General features: G+C 38.6%; 14 protein-coding genes. 13 read left to right on the top strand and 1 reads right to left on the bottom strand.

The window, feature by feature from the left end; all coding sequences use genetic code 11:
• Positions 1-38 precede the first annotated feature (38 nt).
• The 12 genes from H4683_RS16690 to H4683_RS16635 all read left to right on the top strand — a co-directional run bounded on the left by H4683_RS16690 (position 39) and on the right by H4683_RS16635 (position 16,687).
• Positions 39-980 carry an ROK family protein gene (locus tag H4683_RS16690; protein WP_192599969.1) on the top strand — a complete coding sequence of 314 codons (942 nt, stop codon included), beginning with the start codon at positions 39-41 and terminating at the stop codon, positions 978-980.
• A 23-nt stretch (positions 981-1,003) separates the two neighbouring features.
• Positions 1,004-2,737: a phosphohexomutase domain-containing protein gene (locus H4683_RS16685; RefSeq protein ID WP_192599968.1), complete on the top strand. Its 1,734-nt coding sequence runs from the start codon at positions 1,004-1,006 to the stop codon at positions 2,735-2,737.
• A gap of 33 nt (positions 2,738-2,770) precedes the next feature.
• Positions 2,771-4,066, top strand: coding sequence for a glucose-6-phosphate isomerase (locus tag H4683_RS16680; protein ID WP_192599967.1), 1,296 nt, complete (start codon positions 2,771-2,773; stop codon positions 4,064-4,066).
• A 192-nt stretch (positions 4,067-4,258) separates the two neighbouring features.
• Positions 4,259-5,038, top strand: a complete 780-nt coding sequence (locus tag H4683_RS16675; protein WP_192599966.1) for an SDR family NAD(P)-dependent oxidoreductase — start codon at positions 4,259-4,261, stop codon at positions 5,036-5,038.
• 54 nt (positions 5,039-5,092) lie between these two features.
• Positions 5,093-6,487, top strand: a complete 1,395-nt coding sequence (gcvPA, locus tag H4683_RS16670; protein WP_192599965.1) for an aminomethyl-transferring glycine dehydrogenase subunit GcvPA — start codon at positions 5,093-5,095, stop codon at positions 6,485-6,487.
• Between the two features lie 29 nt (positions 6,488-6,516).
• Positions 6,517-8,091, top strand: coding sequence for an aminomethyl-transferring glycine dehydrogenase subunit GcvPB (gene gcvPB, locus H4683_RS16665; RefSeq protein WP_192599964.1), 1,575 nt, complete (start codon positions 6,517-6,519; stop codon positions 8,089-8,091).
• 74 nt (positions 8,092-8,165) lie between these two features.
• Positions 8,166-9,461, top strand: a complete 1,296-nt coding sequence (locus H4683_RS16660; protein ID WP_192599963.1) for an ABC transporter substrate-binding protein — start codon at positions 8,166-8,168, stop codon at positions 9,459-9,461.
• A 73-nt stretch (positions 9,462-9,534) separates the two neighbouring features.
• On the top strand, positions 9,535-10,467 hold the full coding sequence (locus H4683_RS16655) for a carbohydrate ABC transporter permease (RefSeq protein WP_338062486.1): 933 nt from the start codon (positions 9,535-9,537) through the stop codon (positions 10,465-10,467).
• Positions 10,464-11,294: a carbohydrate ABC transporter permease gene (locus H4683_RS16650; protein ID WP_225942160.1), complete on the top strand. Its 831-nt coding sequence runs from the start codon at positions 10,464-10,466 to the stop codon at positions 11,292-11,294. Before H4683_RS16655 ends, H4683_RS16650 begins: the two co-directional genes overlap by 4 nt.
• Positions 11,295-11,328: 34 nt before the next feature.
• Positions 11,329-14,403, top strand: coding sequence for a beta-galactosidase subunit alpha (ebgA, locus tag H4683_RS16645; protein ID WP_192599962.1), 3,075 nt, complete (start codon positions 11,329-11,331; stop codon positions 14,401-14,403).
• 146 nt (positions 14,404-14,549) lie between these two features.
• Entirely contained in the window at positions 14,550-15,440 is an 891-nt protein-coding gene (locus tag H4683_RS16640; protein ID WP_192599961.1) for a PucR family transcriptional regulator, read from the top strand.
• Between the two features lie 146 nt (positions 15,441-15,586).
• Positions 15,587-16,687, top strand: coding sequence for an ABC transporter ATP-binding protein (locus tag H4683_RS16635; RefSeq protein WP_192599960.1), 1,101 nt, complete (start codon positions 15,587-15,589; stop codon positions 16,685-16,687).
• Positions 16,688-16,791: 104 nt separating this feature from the next.
• On the opposite strand, the gene H4683_RS16630 is transcribed toward H4683_RS16635, so the two are convergent.
• Entirely contained in the window at positions 16,792-18,345 is a 1,554-nt protein-coding gene (locus H4683_RS16630) for a type IA DNA topoisomerase (protein WP_338062487.1), read from the bottom strand.
• A 131-nt stretch (positions 18,346-18,476) separates the two neighbouring features.
• Here H4683_RS16630 and H4683_RS16625 point away from each other — a divergent pair, with 131 nt between their 5' ends.
• Entirely contained in the window at positions 18,477-19,772 is a 1,296-nt protein-coding gene (locus H4683_RS16625) for a hypothetical protein (protein WP_192599958.1), read from the top strand.
• The last annotated feature ends 7 nt before the right edge of the window (positions 19,773-19,779 follow it).

The following is a 19,779-nucleotide window of genomic DNA, read 5'->3' as shown; positions in this document are numbered from 1 at the left end:
TAAATATGAATTCTCTACGAATAAGGGAGGGGCACCAAATGAAATATTCGATTGGCGTTGACATTGGTGGAACAAATATTGCGATTGCGATTGTCAATCAACATGGCATAATCATCAATGAAACCGTTATTCCAACTGATTTATCAATCAAACCTAGAGAAATGATTGATAGAGTATGTGAAGAAATAAAGAATAGTATTAAAAAATCTACTATTAAAAAAGCGGAAATAATAGGAATCGGAATTGGTGCACCCGCTCCATTGGATAATGAAAATGGAGTCATTATGGGTCCGACGAATTTAAAATCGTGGGTTGATATTCCAATCTGTGAATTAGTCGAACAATCTTTTTCCCTGCCAGTTACATTAGAAAATGATGCGAATGCTGCTGCATTTGCTGAAAAGTGGATTGGTGCTGCGAAAGAAAATGATAATTTTACATATATCACGATTAGTACAGGGATTGGAGCAGGGATTTTTGTTGAAGGAAAACTTCTTAGTGGTTTTAAAGGGAACGCCGGTGAGATAGGACATACAGTCATTGATCCGTCGTTTGGTCAATGTTCATGTGGGCAAAAGGGTTGTTTAGAATCGATTGCATCAGGCACAGCGATTGCAAAAGAAGGTTCGAAGATTATGGGCGTGGAGTTATCGACTAAAGAAATATTTCACTTATATGCAGAACGAAATCCGAAAATAGTTCACTATATAGAAGACGTTTTTAAAGTGATTGGAATAGCTTGTGTCAATCTAATCAATACCTTTGATCCGGAGAAAGTTGTTATTGGGGGCGGTGTCTCCAAAGTAGGTGATCCCCTGTTTGAATCGATTCGAGCATATGTCAGTCAATATGCATTTAGCCAAACCGGAAGAGAGACTGAGATTGTGCCGGCGAAATTAAATCAAGGTTCAGGTGTAATCGGTGCTGCCGCGCTTTGTTTTGTACCACGAGTAGTTCATAGCGCACTATCCCCTACTTAATCGATTTATTGGAGGTCGTTCTTGTGACATGGAAAGTTGAAGCAGAAAAGTGGCTAAATCAAGAGGATTTAGAAGTCGCACTAAAACAGCAACTTATGATTGAAGAAAATAACAAAGAATTAATGGAAGATAGTTTTTATAAAAACCTCTCTTTCGGCACAGCAGGTCTGCGCGGGGAACTTGGGTTTGGCACGAATCGGATGAATATTTACACAGTAAGAAAAGCTGCGCAAGGGCTTGCTGCATACATCGCAAGCTGTGGTGAAGACGCGAAAAAGAGAGGCGTAGCAATCGCCTATGATTCAAGGCACTACTCTCCGGAATTTGGGCTAGAAGTCGCAAAAGTTTTAGGACATAATGCGATACGTTCTTTTTTATTCGATGAACTTCAACCGACTCCATTGCTATCCTTTGCAGTACGAGAATTAAATACATTTGCGGGGGTTGTGATTACCGCAAGTCACAACCCAGCTGAATATAACGGACTGAAGGTGTACGGAGAAGATGGTGGGCAAGTCACATTAGAAGCTGCAACTGCGATTACTACTCATACGGAGAATATCGAGGATCTATTTTCAGTGAAAGTTGCAGAAGAGGCCTATCTCTTAGAAGCTGGACTACTTACCTACTTAGCAGATGAAATGAGCGAGCGTTATATAAGGCGTTTGGATGGAATTTTAGTAGACGGAAAGCTCGCTAAGAGTCTATCGATTGTTTATTCCCCACTTCACGGGGCGGGTGGTAAGTTGGTGTGTAGAGGGCTGAGGGAAGCTGGTTTCTCGAACGTAATTATCGTCGCGAAACAGGGAATTCCTGATCCTGATTTTACGACTGTCAAATCGCCAAATCCTGAAGAGTCAAAATCTTTTGAACTAGCACTTGTATACGGTCATAAAACAGCAGCAGATTTACTGATAGCCACGGATCCAGATGCAGACAGAATGGGGGTTGCAGTTCGAGATTTAAAAGGTCAATATGTTTTTTTAACTGGCAATCAGATTGGCGCGTTACTAGTAAATGCATTGTTGGAAGACAAGTCGAACCGTCATGCACTACCGGAGGATGGTATGGTTATTAAAACAATTGTCACATCAGAGCTTGGTAAGGCAATTGCCAATAAGTACGGTGTGAAAATAATGGATGTACTTACGGGATTTAAGTATATAAGTGAAAAGGTGTTGGAATTCGAAAAAACAACAGAGTCAACTTTCCTATTTGGATATGAGGAGAGCTACGGTTACTTAATAGGTGATTTCGTACGGGATAAAGATGCAGTCCAAGCCTCAGTATTGATTGCTGAAGTGGCAGAACGTTACAAGAAAAAAGGACAAACGTTATTGGAAGGCCTATATGAATTATATGAAGAGCATGGCTATTATCAAGAAGCTTTGGAATCTATAACGCTAAAAGGTCAGATCGGAATGACGAAAATGGAGAGGATTATTAATTATTTCAGGTCAGACTCATTTGCAAGAGAGTTTCCACAGCCACTTGCTTCCGTCGAAGATTACGCAGTGGGTCATTCTACTTCCGTTGAAACAGGGGAACAGTGCTCACTCAATCTACCTATTGCGGATGTTCTGAAATTTAAATTGACGGATGCTACATGGTTTGCCTTACGTCCATCTGGAACAGAGCCGAAGATCAAGTTTTACTTTGGGGTCAAGGGTGAGACGAAAGTTGAAAGTGATGAGCTTTTATTGAAGTTAAAGGAAGCTGTTATGACTGTTGTAGAAAAGATAATTTCTAACTCATAAGGATGAAGTTAATTAGGAATGAGGAATGGAGAAATGGTACTACCTATAACACTAAATCAGTCACTTATAATGACAAATGAGCTTGAGAACCTTTTTGTGGAACAAGTGAAAACGATTCACAGCGAAATGGATAAGGGGACGTCTAAAGGCGCTGCTTTTTTGGGATGGCGAAATCTCCCGAATGAGATTTCAGCGGGTGAACTAGAAAGTATCTTAGCAGTAGCTGGGAAGTTACGGAAAGCGGCAGAGTTGGTTGTTGTTATTGGCGTCGGAGGTTCTTATTTAGGTGCAAAAGCAGTACAAGACGCACTTTCGCCGTATTTTGAAAGGAAATCAGAAGATCCCGAAGTTATCTATGCCGGCCAGAATTTAAGTGGAACGTATATAAAACAACTATTGAATTATATCGATGGAAAAGAAGTTGCCGTAATTGTCATTTCAAAATCTGGAACAACAACAGAACCTGCAATCGCTTTTCGGATATTGCTTGAATACATGCAATGTCGTTACGGGTCTTCGGTAACTGAAAGAATTGTTGCAATTACCGACAAATCGGAGGGTGCCTTGAGGGAAATGGCGATACACTTAGGATTTACATCGTTCATTGTACCGGATACTATTGGTGGTCGGTATTCTGTCCTTACACCAGTGGGACTCCTTCCACTTGCAGTTGCAGGAATCGATATTAAGGAGTTACTTGCAGGAGCGAAAGATGCTATGCGTGCGTATTCGACAGCGGATATCGGTTCGAATCAGGCATATGAGTATGCAGCATTACGAAATTTTCTTTTAGTTGAAGGTTACAACATAGAGATTTTGGCTAGTTTCTCTCCGCGTTTTGCAACTTTTCATGAATGGTGGAAGCAGCTCTTCGGTGAAAGTGAAGGCAAGGATGGGAAGGGGATCTTCCCAGCAGCTGTCGCATATCCAACTGATTTACACTCCCTTGGACAATATGTGCAAGAGGGACAACGAATGCTGTTCGAAACGTTTGTACAATTTGAAAAGACGGAGGATGATTGTGCGATACCCTTTTCAACTGATAATTTAGACGGACTGAATTACCTTTCCGATAAAACAATGAATGAAATTAATGAAGTAACCTTGCGTGCAACAATGCAAGCGCATGATGATGGCGGTGTACCCCTCATTCATCTTACGGTGGGCAAGCATGATGCTTACCATATAGGCTATCTAATTTACTTCTTTGAGCTTTCTTGTACGATGAGTGCATACTTACTCGATGTAAATCCTTTTGACCAGCCGGGGGTTGAGAAGTATAAGAAAAATATATCTAAATTGTTGGAAAAACCAGGATCAGTTGTATAAGTGTTTTTCCCTTTATTTAGTGAATTCTAATAATATCGAATTGACACTAATTAAATTGCGTGTTAATTCGATTCTAGTTAATTAATTTAATTAATTAACTAGAAAACCTATAGGAATTTGAATCACAAAATGCTTATTTAGAACGAGAAATTAGGAGTAAAGTAATTACAAGTAAAGAAGGGAAGTAAGTAAATGAATTATGAAAAATTAGTAGGACTGAAAGATAAAGTTGCAGTTGTGACGGGGGCGGCATCAGGAATTGGATTCGCAACTTCTCAGTTACTCTCAAAAGCCGGTTGCCATGTAGTTTTACTGGATATTAATACGGAAGCGGGCAATGAAAAGACGAATGAGATTAACGAACAAGGTGGTAAAGCAACATTCTTCACATGCGATGTAACATCGCATGAAGCATGTAAAGCGGTTATTCAAAAAATTGAAAGCGATTTCAAAAGAATTGATGTTCTCTTTAATAATGCGGGCGTTATTCGTAGAAAAAACATCGTTGAACATAGTGAAGAAGAATGGGATTTAGTTATAAATGTTTCTCTAAAGAGTGTCTTCTTATTATCTAAATATGCGATTCCGGTTATGGTGAAAAATGGTGGTGGAAGCATTATCAATACAGGATCTGGTTGGGGTTTAAAAGGTGGAGATAATGCCGCGTCTTATTGCGCTGCCAAAGCTGGCGTAGTAAACGTAACGAAAGCAATGGCAATTGATCATGGGAAAGATAATATTCGCGTAAACTGTATTTCCCCTGGCGATACTGATACACCCCTTTTAAGAGGAGAAGCTGAACAATTAAAACTAGATACGGAGCAATTTTTAAAGTCGTCAGGTGTCGATCGTCCACTTCGACGAATCGGAACGCCAGAAGATATTGCGAAAGGTGTGTTATTCCTGGCCAGTGATTTATCTTCGTGGGTAACAGGAACAAGCCTTGTTGTTGATGGTGGCGGGTTAGCTTAGTAGATGAACATGCAGGAGAATACCAGAATTTTCTTAAATAAAGGAGAGAGTAAAATGGTAAATAAAAGTATAGGTCGTGCACACCCTTATATTCCAAATACAGTGCCAGAAGTAAAGGAAGAAATGCTTCGCATAATCGGTGTCGATACAATCGGTGAACTCTTTAAAGGAATCCCAGAGGACCTTCAATATAAAGGGAAGCTGAATATCCCTGAAGTTTTAGATGAGTTTGAACTTCGTAAGAATGTAGGCAAAACGATTAATAAGAATGTTAGTACAGATGAAGTCATTAGCTTTTTGGGCGGTGGCTGTTGGGAGCATTTCATTCCAGCGGTTTGCGATGAAATCAATCAACGGGCAGAGTTTGTAACTGCATATGCTGGTGATGCCTATGAAGATCACGGCAGATATCAAGCAATGTTTGAATATCAAAGTTTAATGGCTGAATTAGTCGATATGGATGTTGTGAACGTTCCTACATTTGACTGGGCACAAGCGGCAGCTACAGCGATTCGAATGGCCTCTCGTATAAAAGATCGCTACGAAGTATTAATTCCAAAAGCGATATCACCAGAACGATTAAAGGTAATTAAAAACTATTGTTCTCCACATATAACTTGCATCATGGTCGATTATTGTGAAAAGACAGGGCAATTAGATCTGGAAGATTTAAAGAATAAAATATCATCAAATACAGCGGCAATTTACTTTGAAAACCCTAGTTATCTTGGCTTTATAGAAACTGCTGGAGAGCAAATTAGTGAGATTGCTAGGGAACATGAAGCAATTACAATTGTCGGTGTTGACCCATCTTCATTAGGGGTTCTTGAGCCCCCGGTTCGTTATGGAGCTGATATTGTTTGCGGGGAATTACAACCTTTAGGCGTGCATATGAGTTACGGCGGCGGGTTGTCTGGTTTTATCGCAACGAAAGATAAGGTTGAATACGTGCAGGAGTATCCTTCTAGACTATTTGGTCTCGCGCCAACAGTTAAAGAAGGGGAATACGGTTTTGGCGATGTGTTATATGACCGCACATCATTTGCACAAAGGGAAAACGGGAAAGAATCGGTGGGTACCCAAACATCCATGTGGGGGCTTACGGCCGGTGTTTACTTAGCGTTGATGGGTCCTAAAGGAATGTACGAGTTAGGCCAAACAATCATGCAGCGATCACAATATGCAATAAAAGAGTTAGGGAAGGTTGAAGGAATTACAGCTTCACGCTTTGGAAACGTAAACTTTAAAGAATTTGTTGTTGATTTTAATGAAACAGGTAAAACGGTAGAAGAAATCAATAAACAGCTTCGGGCAAAAGGTATTTTCGGCGGAATTGATTTGTCGAAAAACTTCCCGGAATTGGGAGAGTGCGCGCTGTACTGTGTAACAGAAGTTCATACAAAAGAAGAAATTGATACGCTTGTCAGCTCAATTCGTAGTTGCAAGTAAACTAGAATAAAAAGAAATGAGGGGTAATTTTGAAAAAAATTAAAAGAGAGCATAAAGTACGCGATTTCCATCAAGCAAAATGGGATGAACCTATTATCTTCGAACTTCATAAGGAAGGTGAAAGAGGCGTAAGACCTCCTTCTGTAGAGCAAGAAGTCATTGACTCAGTTGGAGATGGTGTATCAATTCTTCCAGTAGGAATGAGGCGAACAGAAGAGCCGAACTTACCGGAGATCTCACAAAACAGGGTGCTCCGCCATTATTTACGACTTTCCCAGGAAACATTAGGTGCAGGGCTCAACGTTGAAATTGGGCAAGGGACATGTACGATGAAATATTCACCAGTTATTAATGAAGCATTTGCATCTTCACCTAAAATGACTGCCTTACATCCATCACAAGATGAAGAGACTGTGCAAGGAATGTTAGAAGTAACGCATAATCTCGACCTTTACATGAGAGAAATATCTGGAATGGATAACTTTTCATTTCAACCAGGGTCAGGAACACAAGCACTCTTCGCTATGGCATCGATTGTAAGGGAGTACCATGATACAAATGGTGAGGGTAATCAGAGGGATGAAATTATTACGACGATATTCTCGCATCCATCACAAGCATCAACAGCGGCAGTAAAAGGGTATAAAATCATTACTTTATATCCAGATGAAAATGGATATCCAGATATTGACAAATTAAAAGAAGTTGTCTCGGAAAGAACAGCTGGATTTGTTGTAGCTAACCCTGAAGATACGGGTATTTTTAACTCTAAAATAAAAGAGTTCACTAAAATTGTCCATGATGCAGGCGGTATTTGTTACTATGACCAGGCCAATGCAAATGGATTATTGGGAATCACAAGAGCGAAAGAGGCTGGGTTTGACATGTGCTTCTTCAATCTTCATAAAACATTTTCAACTCCGCATGCATCTGGAGGTCCAGCTGCCGGTGCACTAGGTGTGACAGAAAAGTTGAAACCGTTCCTACCGACCCCATTAGTGGAATTTGATGGCGCAAAATATAGTTTAAACTATGATTTAGCAAATAGTATTGGTAATGTTCGCTCATTCCATGGAGTACCACAAAATATACTAAGAGCGTATGCATGGATTCGTGGATTAGGCGCTGAAGGGCTACGAGATGTAGCGGAAATTGCAGTTCTTAATAATAACTACTTATACAATCAAATTTTGAAGATAAAAGGAGCAAGTGCCCCTTATATTAAAGGTGAACGCTTAGAACAGGTTCGTTATAGCTGGGAACAGTTAACAAAGGAAACGGGTGTTACAACGGATGATATCTCACGTAGAATGGCGGATTTTGGTCATCAATATTGGACCAGCCATCATCCATATGTAGTACCAGAGCCATTTACACTTGAACCAACCGAGTCCTACTCGAAAGAGGATTTGGATGAATATGTAGCTTCATTAACGTATATCGCTAACGAAGCTTATTCAAATCCTGAAATGGTGAAAAATGCACCTTATAACAGTACAATTCATCAAGTTGTTGATGAAGACTGGTTTGAAAATCCGGAAAAATGGTCAATTACATGGAGAATGTACTTAAGGAAATTAGAAAAGCAGAGTGTGAAAGTCTAAGAACTCAAGTCGTGAGCTGTTATAAAGTTGTCAACCAATCGAAACAGAATATGTATTCATAGGGGGGATAATGTATGAGAAAGTGGCTATTGTCTTTACTGGTGCTCATAGTAATTGTATCCGGTTGTTCCAATGATGCAGAGAAAGGTGAAACGGGAAAAGGAATAGAAGACCCGGGTGAAGTCGCAGGAAAGATCACTGTTTGGGGTTGGGACGTTGCAGCAGAAACATTAAAGTTATCAGTCGATAAATTTAAAGAAGAATATCCCGACGTAGAAGTCGAAGTTGAAGATTTTAATAGTGGGGATTTATACGAAAAGTTAACAGTTGGGCTTGTTTCTAAAGGTTCTGGAATGCCTGATGTCATCTTGATGGAAGATGAAAGAATTCCAGGGTATGTTAATCAGTTCCCAGAGGGTTTTCTAAACTTATCCGAGATGGGCTATGACAAACATAAGGCCCTATTTAGTGAAGCGAAGTTGGAAAATGTCATGCATGAAGATTCTATTGTCGCAGCACCATGGGATATTGGACCAACAGGCGTTTTCTACCGTGTTGATTTATTTGAAGAAGCAGGAGTAAATGCTGAAGATATCGTCACATGGGATGATTATGTGAAGGCAGGAATTCAGATTAAAGATAAGTTAGGTATCAAAATGCTTCCAATTGATATTGCAAAATATGATGGTGTGTTTAGCCAGATGATGCAACAGCAAGGAACATCCTATTTTAATGAAAACGATGAGATTGATTTAACATCTGAAGAAGCTGTAAGATCGATGGAAATGGTTAAAAAGCTTTATGACAATGATTTAGTTCTTAATAATAGTGGTTGGGATGGTATTGTAACTGCAACGGTTAATGGTGAAGTTGCTACTGTTCCTTATGGAGCATGGTACACAGGAACAATAATGGACCAAGCACCTGACCTTAAAGGGAAATGGGATATGTTCTATCTACCTCAGTTTAGTGAAGGTGGAACAAGATATGGCAACGTAGGAGGATCTGCAATCCTTGTTTCAGCTTATTCAAAGAATAAAAATGCTGCCTATGCATTTACGGAATTCTTCACTACAGATGTAGATACGCAATTGCTAGGCTTTGAAAAGTATGGTTTATTTCCTTCATTGAAAAGCACATATGATTCACCGATTCTTACGGGTAACAGTGCGTATTTCAACAATAAGCCAATCTTTAAAAACTTTGCTGATATCGTTTCCGAAGTTCCGAAAGTAAATATGAATAAGTATAACGCACAAGCATCTCAAATAATGGCGAATGCACAAGCATCGGTTTTACTCGAGGGAACTCCAGTACAGGAAGCACTAGAAAAAGCTGAAAAACAATTAGTGAATGAAATTAGAGAATAACAATGAGTGATTATGGAAGAAGAAATCAACCATTTCTTCTTCCTATTTTCAGCTAAATAGAGGTGAATATAGGATGGGAGAAATGAAAACAAATCCAAACGACGCTAGCAGTACAGTAAAATCCAAAGGTAAAAAGACGAAAAGGGTATACATTACGCCCAAAACAGCACCTTACTACTTTCTAGCACCCTCAATGCTACTACTTGTAATCTTTACATTGTATCCCGTTATATCTTCATTTATTTTAAGCTTTCAGAGTATGAAAGGCAGTGACAAGTATTTTATTGGGATGGCGAACTATGTAAGGCTGTTTAAAGATCCCGTTTTATATAAGTCACTCAGTAATACATTCCAACTCTTAATCGTTCAAGTACCGATTATGCTTAGCATAGCAATCGTTATAGCGGTAGCACTGAACTCTGCATCATTACGGTATAAAGGATTTTTTAGAACGGTCTATTTCTTACCAGCAATTACGGCGCTTGTAGCTGCCTCCTTAGTGTTTATGATTATGTTAGATGAAAACTATGGATTGGCCAATTACGCTCTATCATTAATTGGGGTTGAGCCAATAAGTTGGTTAAGTCATCCGTTTTGGTCGAAAGTATCGATCATTACTGTTATGACATGGAGATGGACAGGATATAATATGGTTATTTTTTTAGCCGGTTTGCAAACGATTTCACCGGATCTTTATGAAGCTTCGGATATTGACGGCGCAGGACCCATTAAGCAGTTCTTCTATATAACATTGCCTCAATTAAAACCGGTATTTATCTTTACGGTTGTCATGTCTACAATTGGAACACTCCAATTATTTGATGAGGTGTACATACTTACAGGTGGAGGACCTAATAACGTGACAATGACAATTACCCTTTATTTGTATGAAACGGGTTTTAAATATTTTGACTTTGGCTATGCCTCTGCCATAGCTTATGTGTTGGTAGTTATTATTGCGGTAATTTCCTGGATACAAATGAAGTTAGTAGGTGATTCCGATTGAAGAATAAGGAAAATACAACAAGAAAAATTAATATGTATGTCTTATTATTGATAGGAGTAGTCATATCGTTGTTCCCTTTTTACTGGATGGTTGTAGGTTCAACGCTTCCATCTGGGAAAATATTTAGCGTGCCACCGAAATTAATACCAGGTAACCACTTGCTTGAGAATGCTAAAACATTAAATGAGTCACTCGATTTTGCAAGGGTTATGTGGAACTCTTTATTTATAGCGATTATATATACAGTTATTAGTGTATTATTATGTACAATGGCAGGCTATGCTTTCGCTAAGTTTCAGTTTAAAGGAAAAAAGTTTTTGTTTTTCTTAATTCTTTGTACGTTAATGATTCCATTTCAAGTGACACTTATTCCGTTATTTGAAATTATGGTCACTTTAGATTGGCTTAATACGTACCAAGCGATTATTTTACCATCGATTGCCTCTCCATTCGCAATTTTTTTAATGAGGCAAAACATGATAACCATACCGGATTCAATGCTTGAGGCCGCTCGCATTGATGGAGCTGGAGAGTTTAAAATATTCTTTTCAATCATTATGCCAACAATGAAACCCGCATTGGCAGCAGTATCTATTTTTCTATTTATGTCTCAGTGGAATAATTTGCTCTGGCCACTCATCACATTAAATTCAAAGGATATGTTTACACTGCCGGTTGCTTTATCGAGCTTAATTGGTATGGCACGAATTGATTATGGTCAAGTAATGCTAGGAACCACGCTTTCTGTTATCCCAATTCTAATCTTCTTTTTGATATTCCAAAAGAACTTTATTGCAGGAATCTTGGGGGGATCTGTTAAAGGATAATTGTAATTTATCATCTAAATAGAGGAGAGTCATCATGAGAGAATGTAAAGTTTGGGAAGATATTTCAATTACAGATATCAATAGGATGAATGCAAGAGCATCTTTTTACTCCTATCCGAATAAACAATCTGCACTTTACAATGAGCCCATCTATACGCATAATTTAAAGAGTTTAAATGGGAGCTGGAAATTTTTATTCATGGAAGCGCCGGAATATTCACCGCTGAATTTTGAACAAGCTAATTTTGATGTGGGCGATTGGGACACGATTACTGTTCCGAGTAACTGGCAAATCGAAGGCTATGGCAATATGCACTATTCGGATCTTTGGTATAACTTCCCGATTAGGCCGCCATATGTACCTACGGATAATCCAACAGCCATCTATAAGCGCACATTTACAATTGGTGAGAATTGGTTAGATGAAGATGTAATTCTGCGTTTTCAAGGAGTGGATTCTGCTTTTCATCTGTGGATTAATGGACGCGAAGTTGGGTACAGTAAAGGCGCGCGAATGACAACTGAGTTTGATATTAGTTCATACGTTACACCGGGAGAAAATGAAGTAACTGTGCGTGTTTATCAATGGTCAGATGGAACCTACCTAGAAGATCAGGATATGTGGTGGCTTAGTGGTATTTTTAGAGATGTCGAGTTATACACGCAACCAAAAGCAGGTATTGATGATTTTAAAGTGGATACGATTTTAAAAGATTCATATATGACAGGTGAACTAACCGTTGCCGGGAAAGTACGTGGCGGTAGAGAAGGTCTTACCCTGTCTTATGAATTGCTAGATGACAGGCTTGAAACAGTCATTTCTGGAGAACAGAAAATGATAGACCAGTTTTCATTCGCGGAAAAAATTGACCAGCCAAAGCTTTGGAGTGCAGAACGTCCAAATCTGTATACATTGTTATTAACGGTTAAACAAGGTGAGGAAATTATTGAAGTCATTCCGCAAGTTGTCGGGTTCCGTCATATCGAACCGCAAGGGAAAGCGTTTACAGTAAATGGTGTTGCGATAAAATTCAAAGGGGTTAACCGTCACGATTACCATCCTGCTACAGGGCGAGTTGTTTCAAAAGAAGCTATCAGGAAAGACATTCATTTAATGAAACAGCATAATATTAACGCAATCCGTACAGCGCATTACCCAAACTCTCCTTATTTGTATGAGCTTTGCGATCTATACGGTATGTATGTAATCGATGAAGCGGATATTGAGTGTCATGGGTTTGAACTAACGAATAATTACAATTGGGTTGCCGATGATCCAGCATGGGAGAAAGTGCATGTGGACCGTCTTGTGCGCATGGTCGAAAGAGATAAAAACCATCCGTCGATTATTATGTGGTCATTAGGAAATGAATCAGGCTTTGGCCACAACTTTAGAAAGATGGCTGAAGTTTGTAATGAACTAGATTCGAGTCGTCTCGTTCATTATGAGGGTGATTCTAAAACAGAAGTAACAGATGTATATTCCACGATGTATACATGGTTAGAGAATCAACCTGAAGGCAGAATTTCAATGCAAGACATTATTGATAAGACAGAGAAGCCGCATATTCATTGTGAATATGGTCATGCGATGGGGAATGGTCCTGGTGGTTTGAAAGAATATCAGGAGCTTATTTATAAGCATGAACAGTTACAAGGCGGATTCATTTGGGAATGGTATGATCATGGAATCGAAACGACTGACGAAAATGGCAATGTCTATTATCGTTATGGCGGCGATTACGGAGACGATCCTACCAATGGGAACTTCTGTATTGATGGATTGCTAATGCCGGACAGGACTCCTTCTCCAGCGTTAATCGAGTATAAGAAAATTATTGAACCAGTTCATACACATGCTGTTGATTTAGCGCAAGGTAAGATTCAAGTGGAGAATAAATATGATTTCATCAACTTAGATGACTTAACTTTACATTATTCGATTGAAAAAGACGGTAAAATAGTGCAAACGGGAACCGCTGCGCTAACAGGGATATCTGCACGGACAACAAAAGAAGTTCTGTTAGATTATGATTTAACTTTTCCTAAAGAGTTAGGAACTGATTACTATTTAACGATATCGTACGTAACAAACCGTGATTTTAACTGGGGAAAACAGGGTCAACAATTAGCAACTGCACAGTTTAAGTTGCCGATTGAGACAGAAGCACTGATCATTTCACCAACAGGAACATTACAAGTCGAAAAATCACATACCAAACTAGTAATTAGTGGTGAAGAGACGGAGATTACATTTGATACGGTAAAAGGGCAAATGACATCGTGGAAGAAAAACGGCGTTGAGGTCGTTGAACAAGGGCCTAAGCTACAGTTCTGGAGAGCACCTATCGATAATGATATGTATTTATTAAAAGACTATAAAGAAAAATACTTTATGCATCTATGGCATGAAATGGTTGACTCAGTGGACTATGAGCAAACAGAGGACTATGTAACAATAACAGTGAAAACGGTTAATGGAACAACGAATTCCGCTTGGTATTACCGTTGTAGCTATGAGTATCGCATTTATCCAAATGGAGATATTCTATTTGAAGTGACTGGCACGCCAGATGGAATGATTGAAAATGCTCCGAAAATGATTCCGAGAATTGGTGTGGAAATGCGAATAAATAAAAACTGTGAGAATGCTCGTTGGTATGGAACAGGGCCAGGCGAATCCTATAGTGATTCCAAACAAGCAAACTTAACAGGTGTTTATGAAAAGACTGTTGAAGAAATGTTTACAAACTATGTTCATCCGCAAGAAAATGGGAATCGCACGGACACTCATTGGGCGCGTTTAGTTAATCGGTATGGTGTAGGAATAATGGCTGTGGCCAATAATTCTACATTTGATTTTGGAGCTACTTATTATGAAACTACTGATTTGGAAGCAGCTAAACATACGATTGATTTACAAAAAAGAGATTATATTGTCTTGCATTTGGACTATAAACAGAACGGTTTAGGTTCAAATTCATGTGGACAGAGCCAACTAGAGAAGTATCGTTGTAAGTTTGAAGCTTTTACACTGAAAACAAAGCTGTCTGTTTACTCTACTAAAGAAATTAGTGATAGTATAAAAGCCAAAGAACAATTGGTGTGATTGTGTAGATTTTAAGTGTTTAACAAGCATCTGCTATAGCGGTTTTCCTATATAGAAACAGGGGATATAGAGTTTCATCTTTTATTCCCCTGTTATATCAGGAAAAACTGCTTTAACTGAAGAACTCCCCAAAATGAGGTGTTTCTATGATCAATCAATTGCGTAAAATCTATCCTTCACTCCTTGTATATAAAGAAGGATGTGATCATCTTGATCGTGCATATAAATGGTTTGTGACGGATGATAATAAGATTATTGGTATTCGTGAAGAAGAATTAACCTGCAAAGACGTTGCATTATTAGTCACCTTTTTAAATCCGTATACGACTGATTTACCTGTTCTTACAGTTGAAGAACAAAAGTGGAGAAAAGTAATCCAGATGGCTGAATTAAGTCCTACCTCTGAATTTAAATTAGAAAACCCTTACCGCCTCATTTATTTTTCATTCAAAGAAAATCAAATTAGCCCTATTTTATTTAAAGACGCAATCAATGAGCTTTTTGCAAAACAGGTGTCTATTCTATGGGAGAATGGACATGAAGGGATCATTATAGAAGAACAGATGATGTATGAAGAGTGTATTTCATATGAACAAATTATCGATGTACTTATGAGTGATTTATATGTGAAAATCAAGTTCTTTGTTGGATCTTTCAAGGAAGAATTAAAGGATATAAATCAACATTACCAGTCATTAACTAAAGCTGCTAAAACAATATTTTCCTATTCGAATAAGACGGTAGTTACATACATTGATGCTGTGCCTTATTTACTTATAGATCAAACAGAATTAGAAGCACGCCTCGATATTAGCAAGACAGTGTTACAAGATTATATAAACGATGAAGAAACGCTGAAGATGATCGAAGCATTTGTTCAATGTAATTTAAATATATCGGAAACTTCAAAAGTCTTGTATATGCACCGAAACAGTCTTCAATATCGGTTGGATCGTTTTTTGGAGAAAACAGGAATAGATGTCCGTCAATTTCATCATGCAATGGCGGTTTATCTAGCATTAATCGCAAGAAAATAATTTTGATTTATTGTTAGATTCGTTTTTGGTAAACATGCACCAATATTGTTCAGAATTTTGTGCACACTGCCCATTACTTAACTAATGCTGATTTTGTATACTATTAATAAGTAATGAAAGCACTTACATACCTTGGAGGGAATAGAATGGCGGATCTGAAATTAGTGAATATTAAAAAGATCTATGATAAAAACGTTGTTTCTGTACAAGATTTCAATTTAGAAATTAGAGATAAAGAGTTTTTAGTATTAGTTGGGCCATCAGGTTGTGGGAAAACAACGACACTCAGAATGATTGCAGGTTTAGAAGAAATAACTGAGGGTGATCTTTTCATTGGAGATAAAAGAGTGAATGATGTGCCTCCTAAAGACCGTGATATCGCAATGGTTTTCCAAAACTATGCACTCTATCCACATATGAATGTTTATAATAATATGGCATTTGGTTTGAAACTACGTAAATTTAAAAAAGATGAAATAAAGAAACGTGTTGACAATGCAACTAAAATTTTAGGGCTTGAAGACCTCTTAAGTCGTAAACCGAAGGCGCTTTCAGGCGGTCAACGTCAGCGTGTTGCTTTAGGACGTGCGATTGTTCGAGATGCCGAAGTATTCTTAATGGATGAACCACTATCCAACTTAGATGCGAAATTACGTGTACAAATGCGGGCGGAGATTCAAAAACTACATAGTCGCCTGCAAACAACCACAATTTATGTAACACATGACCAAACAGAAGCAATGACAATGGCGACACGCCTCGTTGTAATGAAAGATGGACTTATCCAGCAAGTAGGGGCGCCGAAAGAAGTTTACGATAAACCAAATAATATTTTTGTAGGTGGATTTATCGGTTCTCCCGCAATGAACTTTTTGAATGGTAAATTGGAAGAGGATTATTTTGTTATGGAAGCTACAAGAGTTCGTGTTCCCGAGGGTAAGATGAAATCGCTTCGTGAACAAGGTTATGCGGGTAAAACTATTGTTCTTGGAATCCGTCCGGAAGATGTTCTGGAAGGTCCAGTAGTCAATGATTCTCCTGATACAAAAATCAGGGCATCGATTGAAGTTTCCGAATTAATGGGGGCGGAAATTGTTCTTTATTCTAAAGTAAACAACCAAGACTTTGTTGCGCGTGTCGATTCGAGTTGCAATGTTGTGGCTGGAGAAACAATCGACTTTGCATTTAACCTTGAGAAGGCACACTTTTTTGATGAAGAATCAGAATTACGAATCAACACGAACTAATGTAGTGATAGAGTATCGTTTTTGCTTAATAAAAAGAGCCTTAAACCATAGCGGTTTACAGCTCTTTTTGATGTTTTATTTGTTACTTTACAGTGGTTTGTTCACTATCCTTTATTCTCCGTTGCAAACTCTAGGTTTAATTTGCCGTCAACTAATATAAGTTGTGCGTCAAATTGATTACCAGTATTGGCGGTGAAGTTTTTGATCATATTCGTTTTTCCTTTTGTACACAGCAGTTTGATTTGACGAGGTGTGAGTTTCTTCTTTAAAAAGACACCTGGGAAAGTCTGTTTGCAACCACTTCTGTAGCCACTGCAGCCGTAAAAGGTTTTATGTGCAATGATGACGCCGTTATTACAAGTTGGGCACGGGGTAATCCCATTTTGGACTGGTTCGCTAGAAGTTGTGGCGACCATTTTCATATCGATATTCTTTGTTTTTAGCTGGGCTGGCACTTCTTCGAGTAAGCTATTGATGAATTTAGCGATGCTTCCGAGAAAACGTTCTTGTGTTCCTTCGCCGTTACCGATTTTACGCAAATAGGTTTCCCATTTAGCGGTCATCGACGGGCTTGCAAGTAGGTTGCCTTCGAGGGCTTGGCAAAGGATTCGTCCTTTATCCGTAATGGAGACGATGTTTTTAGTCACATCGATATAGCCATGCCGTTTGATTGTTTCGATGATTCCACTCCGCGTAGCTTCTGTACCGAGCCCTTCTATTTCTTTTAAAATGTCCGTTTCATCTTTATCTTCGACGAGCTTCCCGCATGTTTTCATCATTGCGATGAGTTGGCCTTCTGTATACGGTTTTGGCGGCATGGTTTTGCCTTCTTTAATGCCAATATCACTTTCGACCGCTTCGTCTTTCATGAGTGGCGGTAGTGTTGGCTCGTCCTTGTCGTTGTCCTTTGCCGAACGGACGAACAATGCTTTCCATCCTTTGTCGCGTTCCGTTTTGCCGGTTGTGAAGAAGGGTAATTCATTTACGTCGGTCGTCACTTTTGTTTCGGTGTACAAATAATCCGTATGGAACATGGCGAGTGTTGTACGGAGAACTTCCTCATACAAATTGCGCTCGATATTCGACAAACCAGCAAGTACCGCTTGTGACGGGATTTTCTTTGTTGGGATGATGGCGTAATGTTCCTGCACTTTTGAACTGTCGACATAGCGCTTTTTTGGAGCAAGTGATGCGACAGGGAATGGATGATTGATTAGTTGCTGATAATCATTTACCTGTCCGGCAAGATACGAAAATTCACTGGGTGTAATATGTCGGGAATCTGTCCGTGGGTATGTGACCAGTTTCTTTTCATAGAGGCCTTGCATCATTTTTAGCACATTCGCGGGACTCGTTTTCCAAAGTCTGTTCGCAGTTGCTTGCAGTGTCGATAGCGAATGGAGCTGAGGAGGCGGCGTCCGTTTTTCGGTATTTTTAACGGATGTTACGACCCCAGGTGATTTGGGACTAAGTTTATGTTTTCTTAGAAGCTCAACAATCAGTTCTTTTTTGGCTTCCTTTGCTTTCGCTTTTCCTTTATAAGTTCCTTTTTCAGCAGTGAAAGTTGATTCGATTTCAAAAAAGGGCTCAGACTTGAAGTTTTCAATTTCCATTTGCCGTTGATAAATGAGGTAAACCGTCGGCGATTGAACTTGTATTACGCTTATTGGGTGAATAAAGGGGTATACATTAAGAAATACCTATAAAGGCGATAGATTAGGCTATAGATAAAAATATTTATTTCACCCAAAATACATTATAATGGTTTTAATTGAGGAGGTGGTAGTAATTGAATAAATTTGTTGTAAGGGAATACAAGATTGAAGAGATTATTGGAGAGACGATCATTAAGACAGCTACAATTGGAATTGGGTTTGTGAGTAAAGACACGGGGAATGTCTATCCATCCCCTCTTACCAATTTTATAAAAAGTAATTATAGAAGAAAAGGGAAATCATTAAGCTCCCAAAGAAATGCAGCATATGCTATTACACGATTTTTAAATTATATAGAAGAACAAATAGAAGAAGGCGATGATGATTTTCTATTGCTTAAAACTAAAGGATTATCAGGATTAGAATTAATACATGGCTCTAAATACATTACCCACCTTTCTTTACAGGTTCGGATAAAAAAACTCTCGGCAAACTATGTGAAAAACCAAATGATGTACATTATATACTTTTATGCATGGTTAAGGGATCAAGAGATTATAGAAGGAGATTTTGAACTGACGTACAAAGAGGTACGGGGGAAACGTGGAGTGTTGTCTGTAGCTTCTAATCCCTTTGATGATATTGAACTTGGAACAGTCATTGTAGGAAGAGATGAAAGAGTCCCAACTGCACTAGTTGACTTTGGAAGTAATCGATATCCATTAACATTAAAATTTATTAACACTGCTCGTTTAATTGCACCCGAAATTGCTCTTGGCATTTGCTATCAATTTTTTGGTGGCCTAAGAAGGTCAGAAGTTATTAATTTAACAAAGCAAAGTATTAAACAAACGGGTAAAAGTACAATTTTAGAAGTTCGAGATAATCAAGAAATTCTTTTTTCTCATATTAAAAATACATCACACCTACAAGTGAAGAATCCACGAAATCAAGCATTGTTGGCGAACGATTTAACGGACTCGATCTATAGAGAGCACCTAACGTGGCTCGAACAGTCAGAGAAAGACGGCAAGGCCAAAAGCAACCAGGCGTTGTTTATCTCGCCTACAACGGGTAATCCAATGACGGGTAAGCAGTATTATATTAAATTCACGGAAGTTAAAATGAAATTTTTGAAGCAATTAAGTGATGAGGGAAATACGGATGACTATTTATTACTTGCTCAAAATGACTGGTCTACGCATATAGGAAGGGGCGTATTTACAAACTTTCTATTGGACATCGGTCTAAATTCAACGCAAGTTGCAATCGCAAGAGGAGATAACAGCATAAATTCATCTTTAGCCTATATCGATGAGAAAACTGCGATAGAGAGTATGAATTTAGCAGTAAATAATATTAGAGAAGCATTTCAAAGGCGAGAAGCCTTAATTGATGATGAGTATACCAATAAGTGGAGAAGGATGTGATCTTAAA

It is taken from the genome of Sporosarcina limicola (assembly GCF_014873855.1).
Classification (GTDB): domain Bacteria; phylum Bacillota; class Bacilli; order Bacillales_A; family Planococcaceae; genus Sporosarcina; species Sporosarcina limicola.
Note: the sequence above shows the minus strand (reverse complement) of the source record. Positions and strands in the feature narration are given on the sequence as shown.

Bases quoted from the DNA above. Each gene is read 5' to 3' on its own strand.
- H4683_RS16690 (WP_192599969.1), top strand. From the start codon at position 39: ATGAAATATTCGATTGGCGTTGACATTGGTGGAACAAATATTGCGATT.
- H4683_RS16680 (WP_192599967.1), top strand. From the start codon at position 2,771: ATGGTACTACCTATAACACTAAATCAGTCACTTATAATGACAAATGAG.
- H4683_RS16675 (WP_192599966.1), top strand. From the start codon at position 4,259: ATGAATTATGAAAAATTAGTAGGACTGAAAGATAAAGTTGCAGTTGTG.
- gcvPA (WP_192599965.1), top strand. From the start codon at position 5,093: ATGGTAAATAAAAGTATAGGTCGTGCACACCCTTATATTCCAAATACA.
- H4683_RS16660 (WP_192599963.1), top strand. From the start codon at position 8,166: ATGAGAAAGTGGCTATTGTCTTTACTGGTGCTCATAGTAATTGTATCC.
- H4683_RS16655 (WP_338062486.1), top strand. From the start codon at position 9,535: ATGGGAGAAATGAAAACAAATCCAAACGACGCTAGCAGTACAGTAAAA.
- ebgA (WP_192599962.1), top strand. From the start codon at position 11,329: ATGAGAGAATGTAAAGTTTGGGAAGATATTTCAATTACAGATATCAAT.
- H4683_RS16640 (WP_192599961.1), top strand. From the start codon at position 14,550: ATGATCAATCAATTGCGTAAAATCTATCCTTCACTCCTTGTATATAAA.
- H4683_RS16635 (WP_192599960.1), top strand. From the start codon at position 15,587: ATGGCGGATCTGAAATTAGTGAATATTAAAAAGATCTATGATAAAAAC.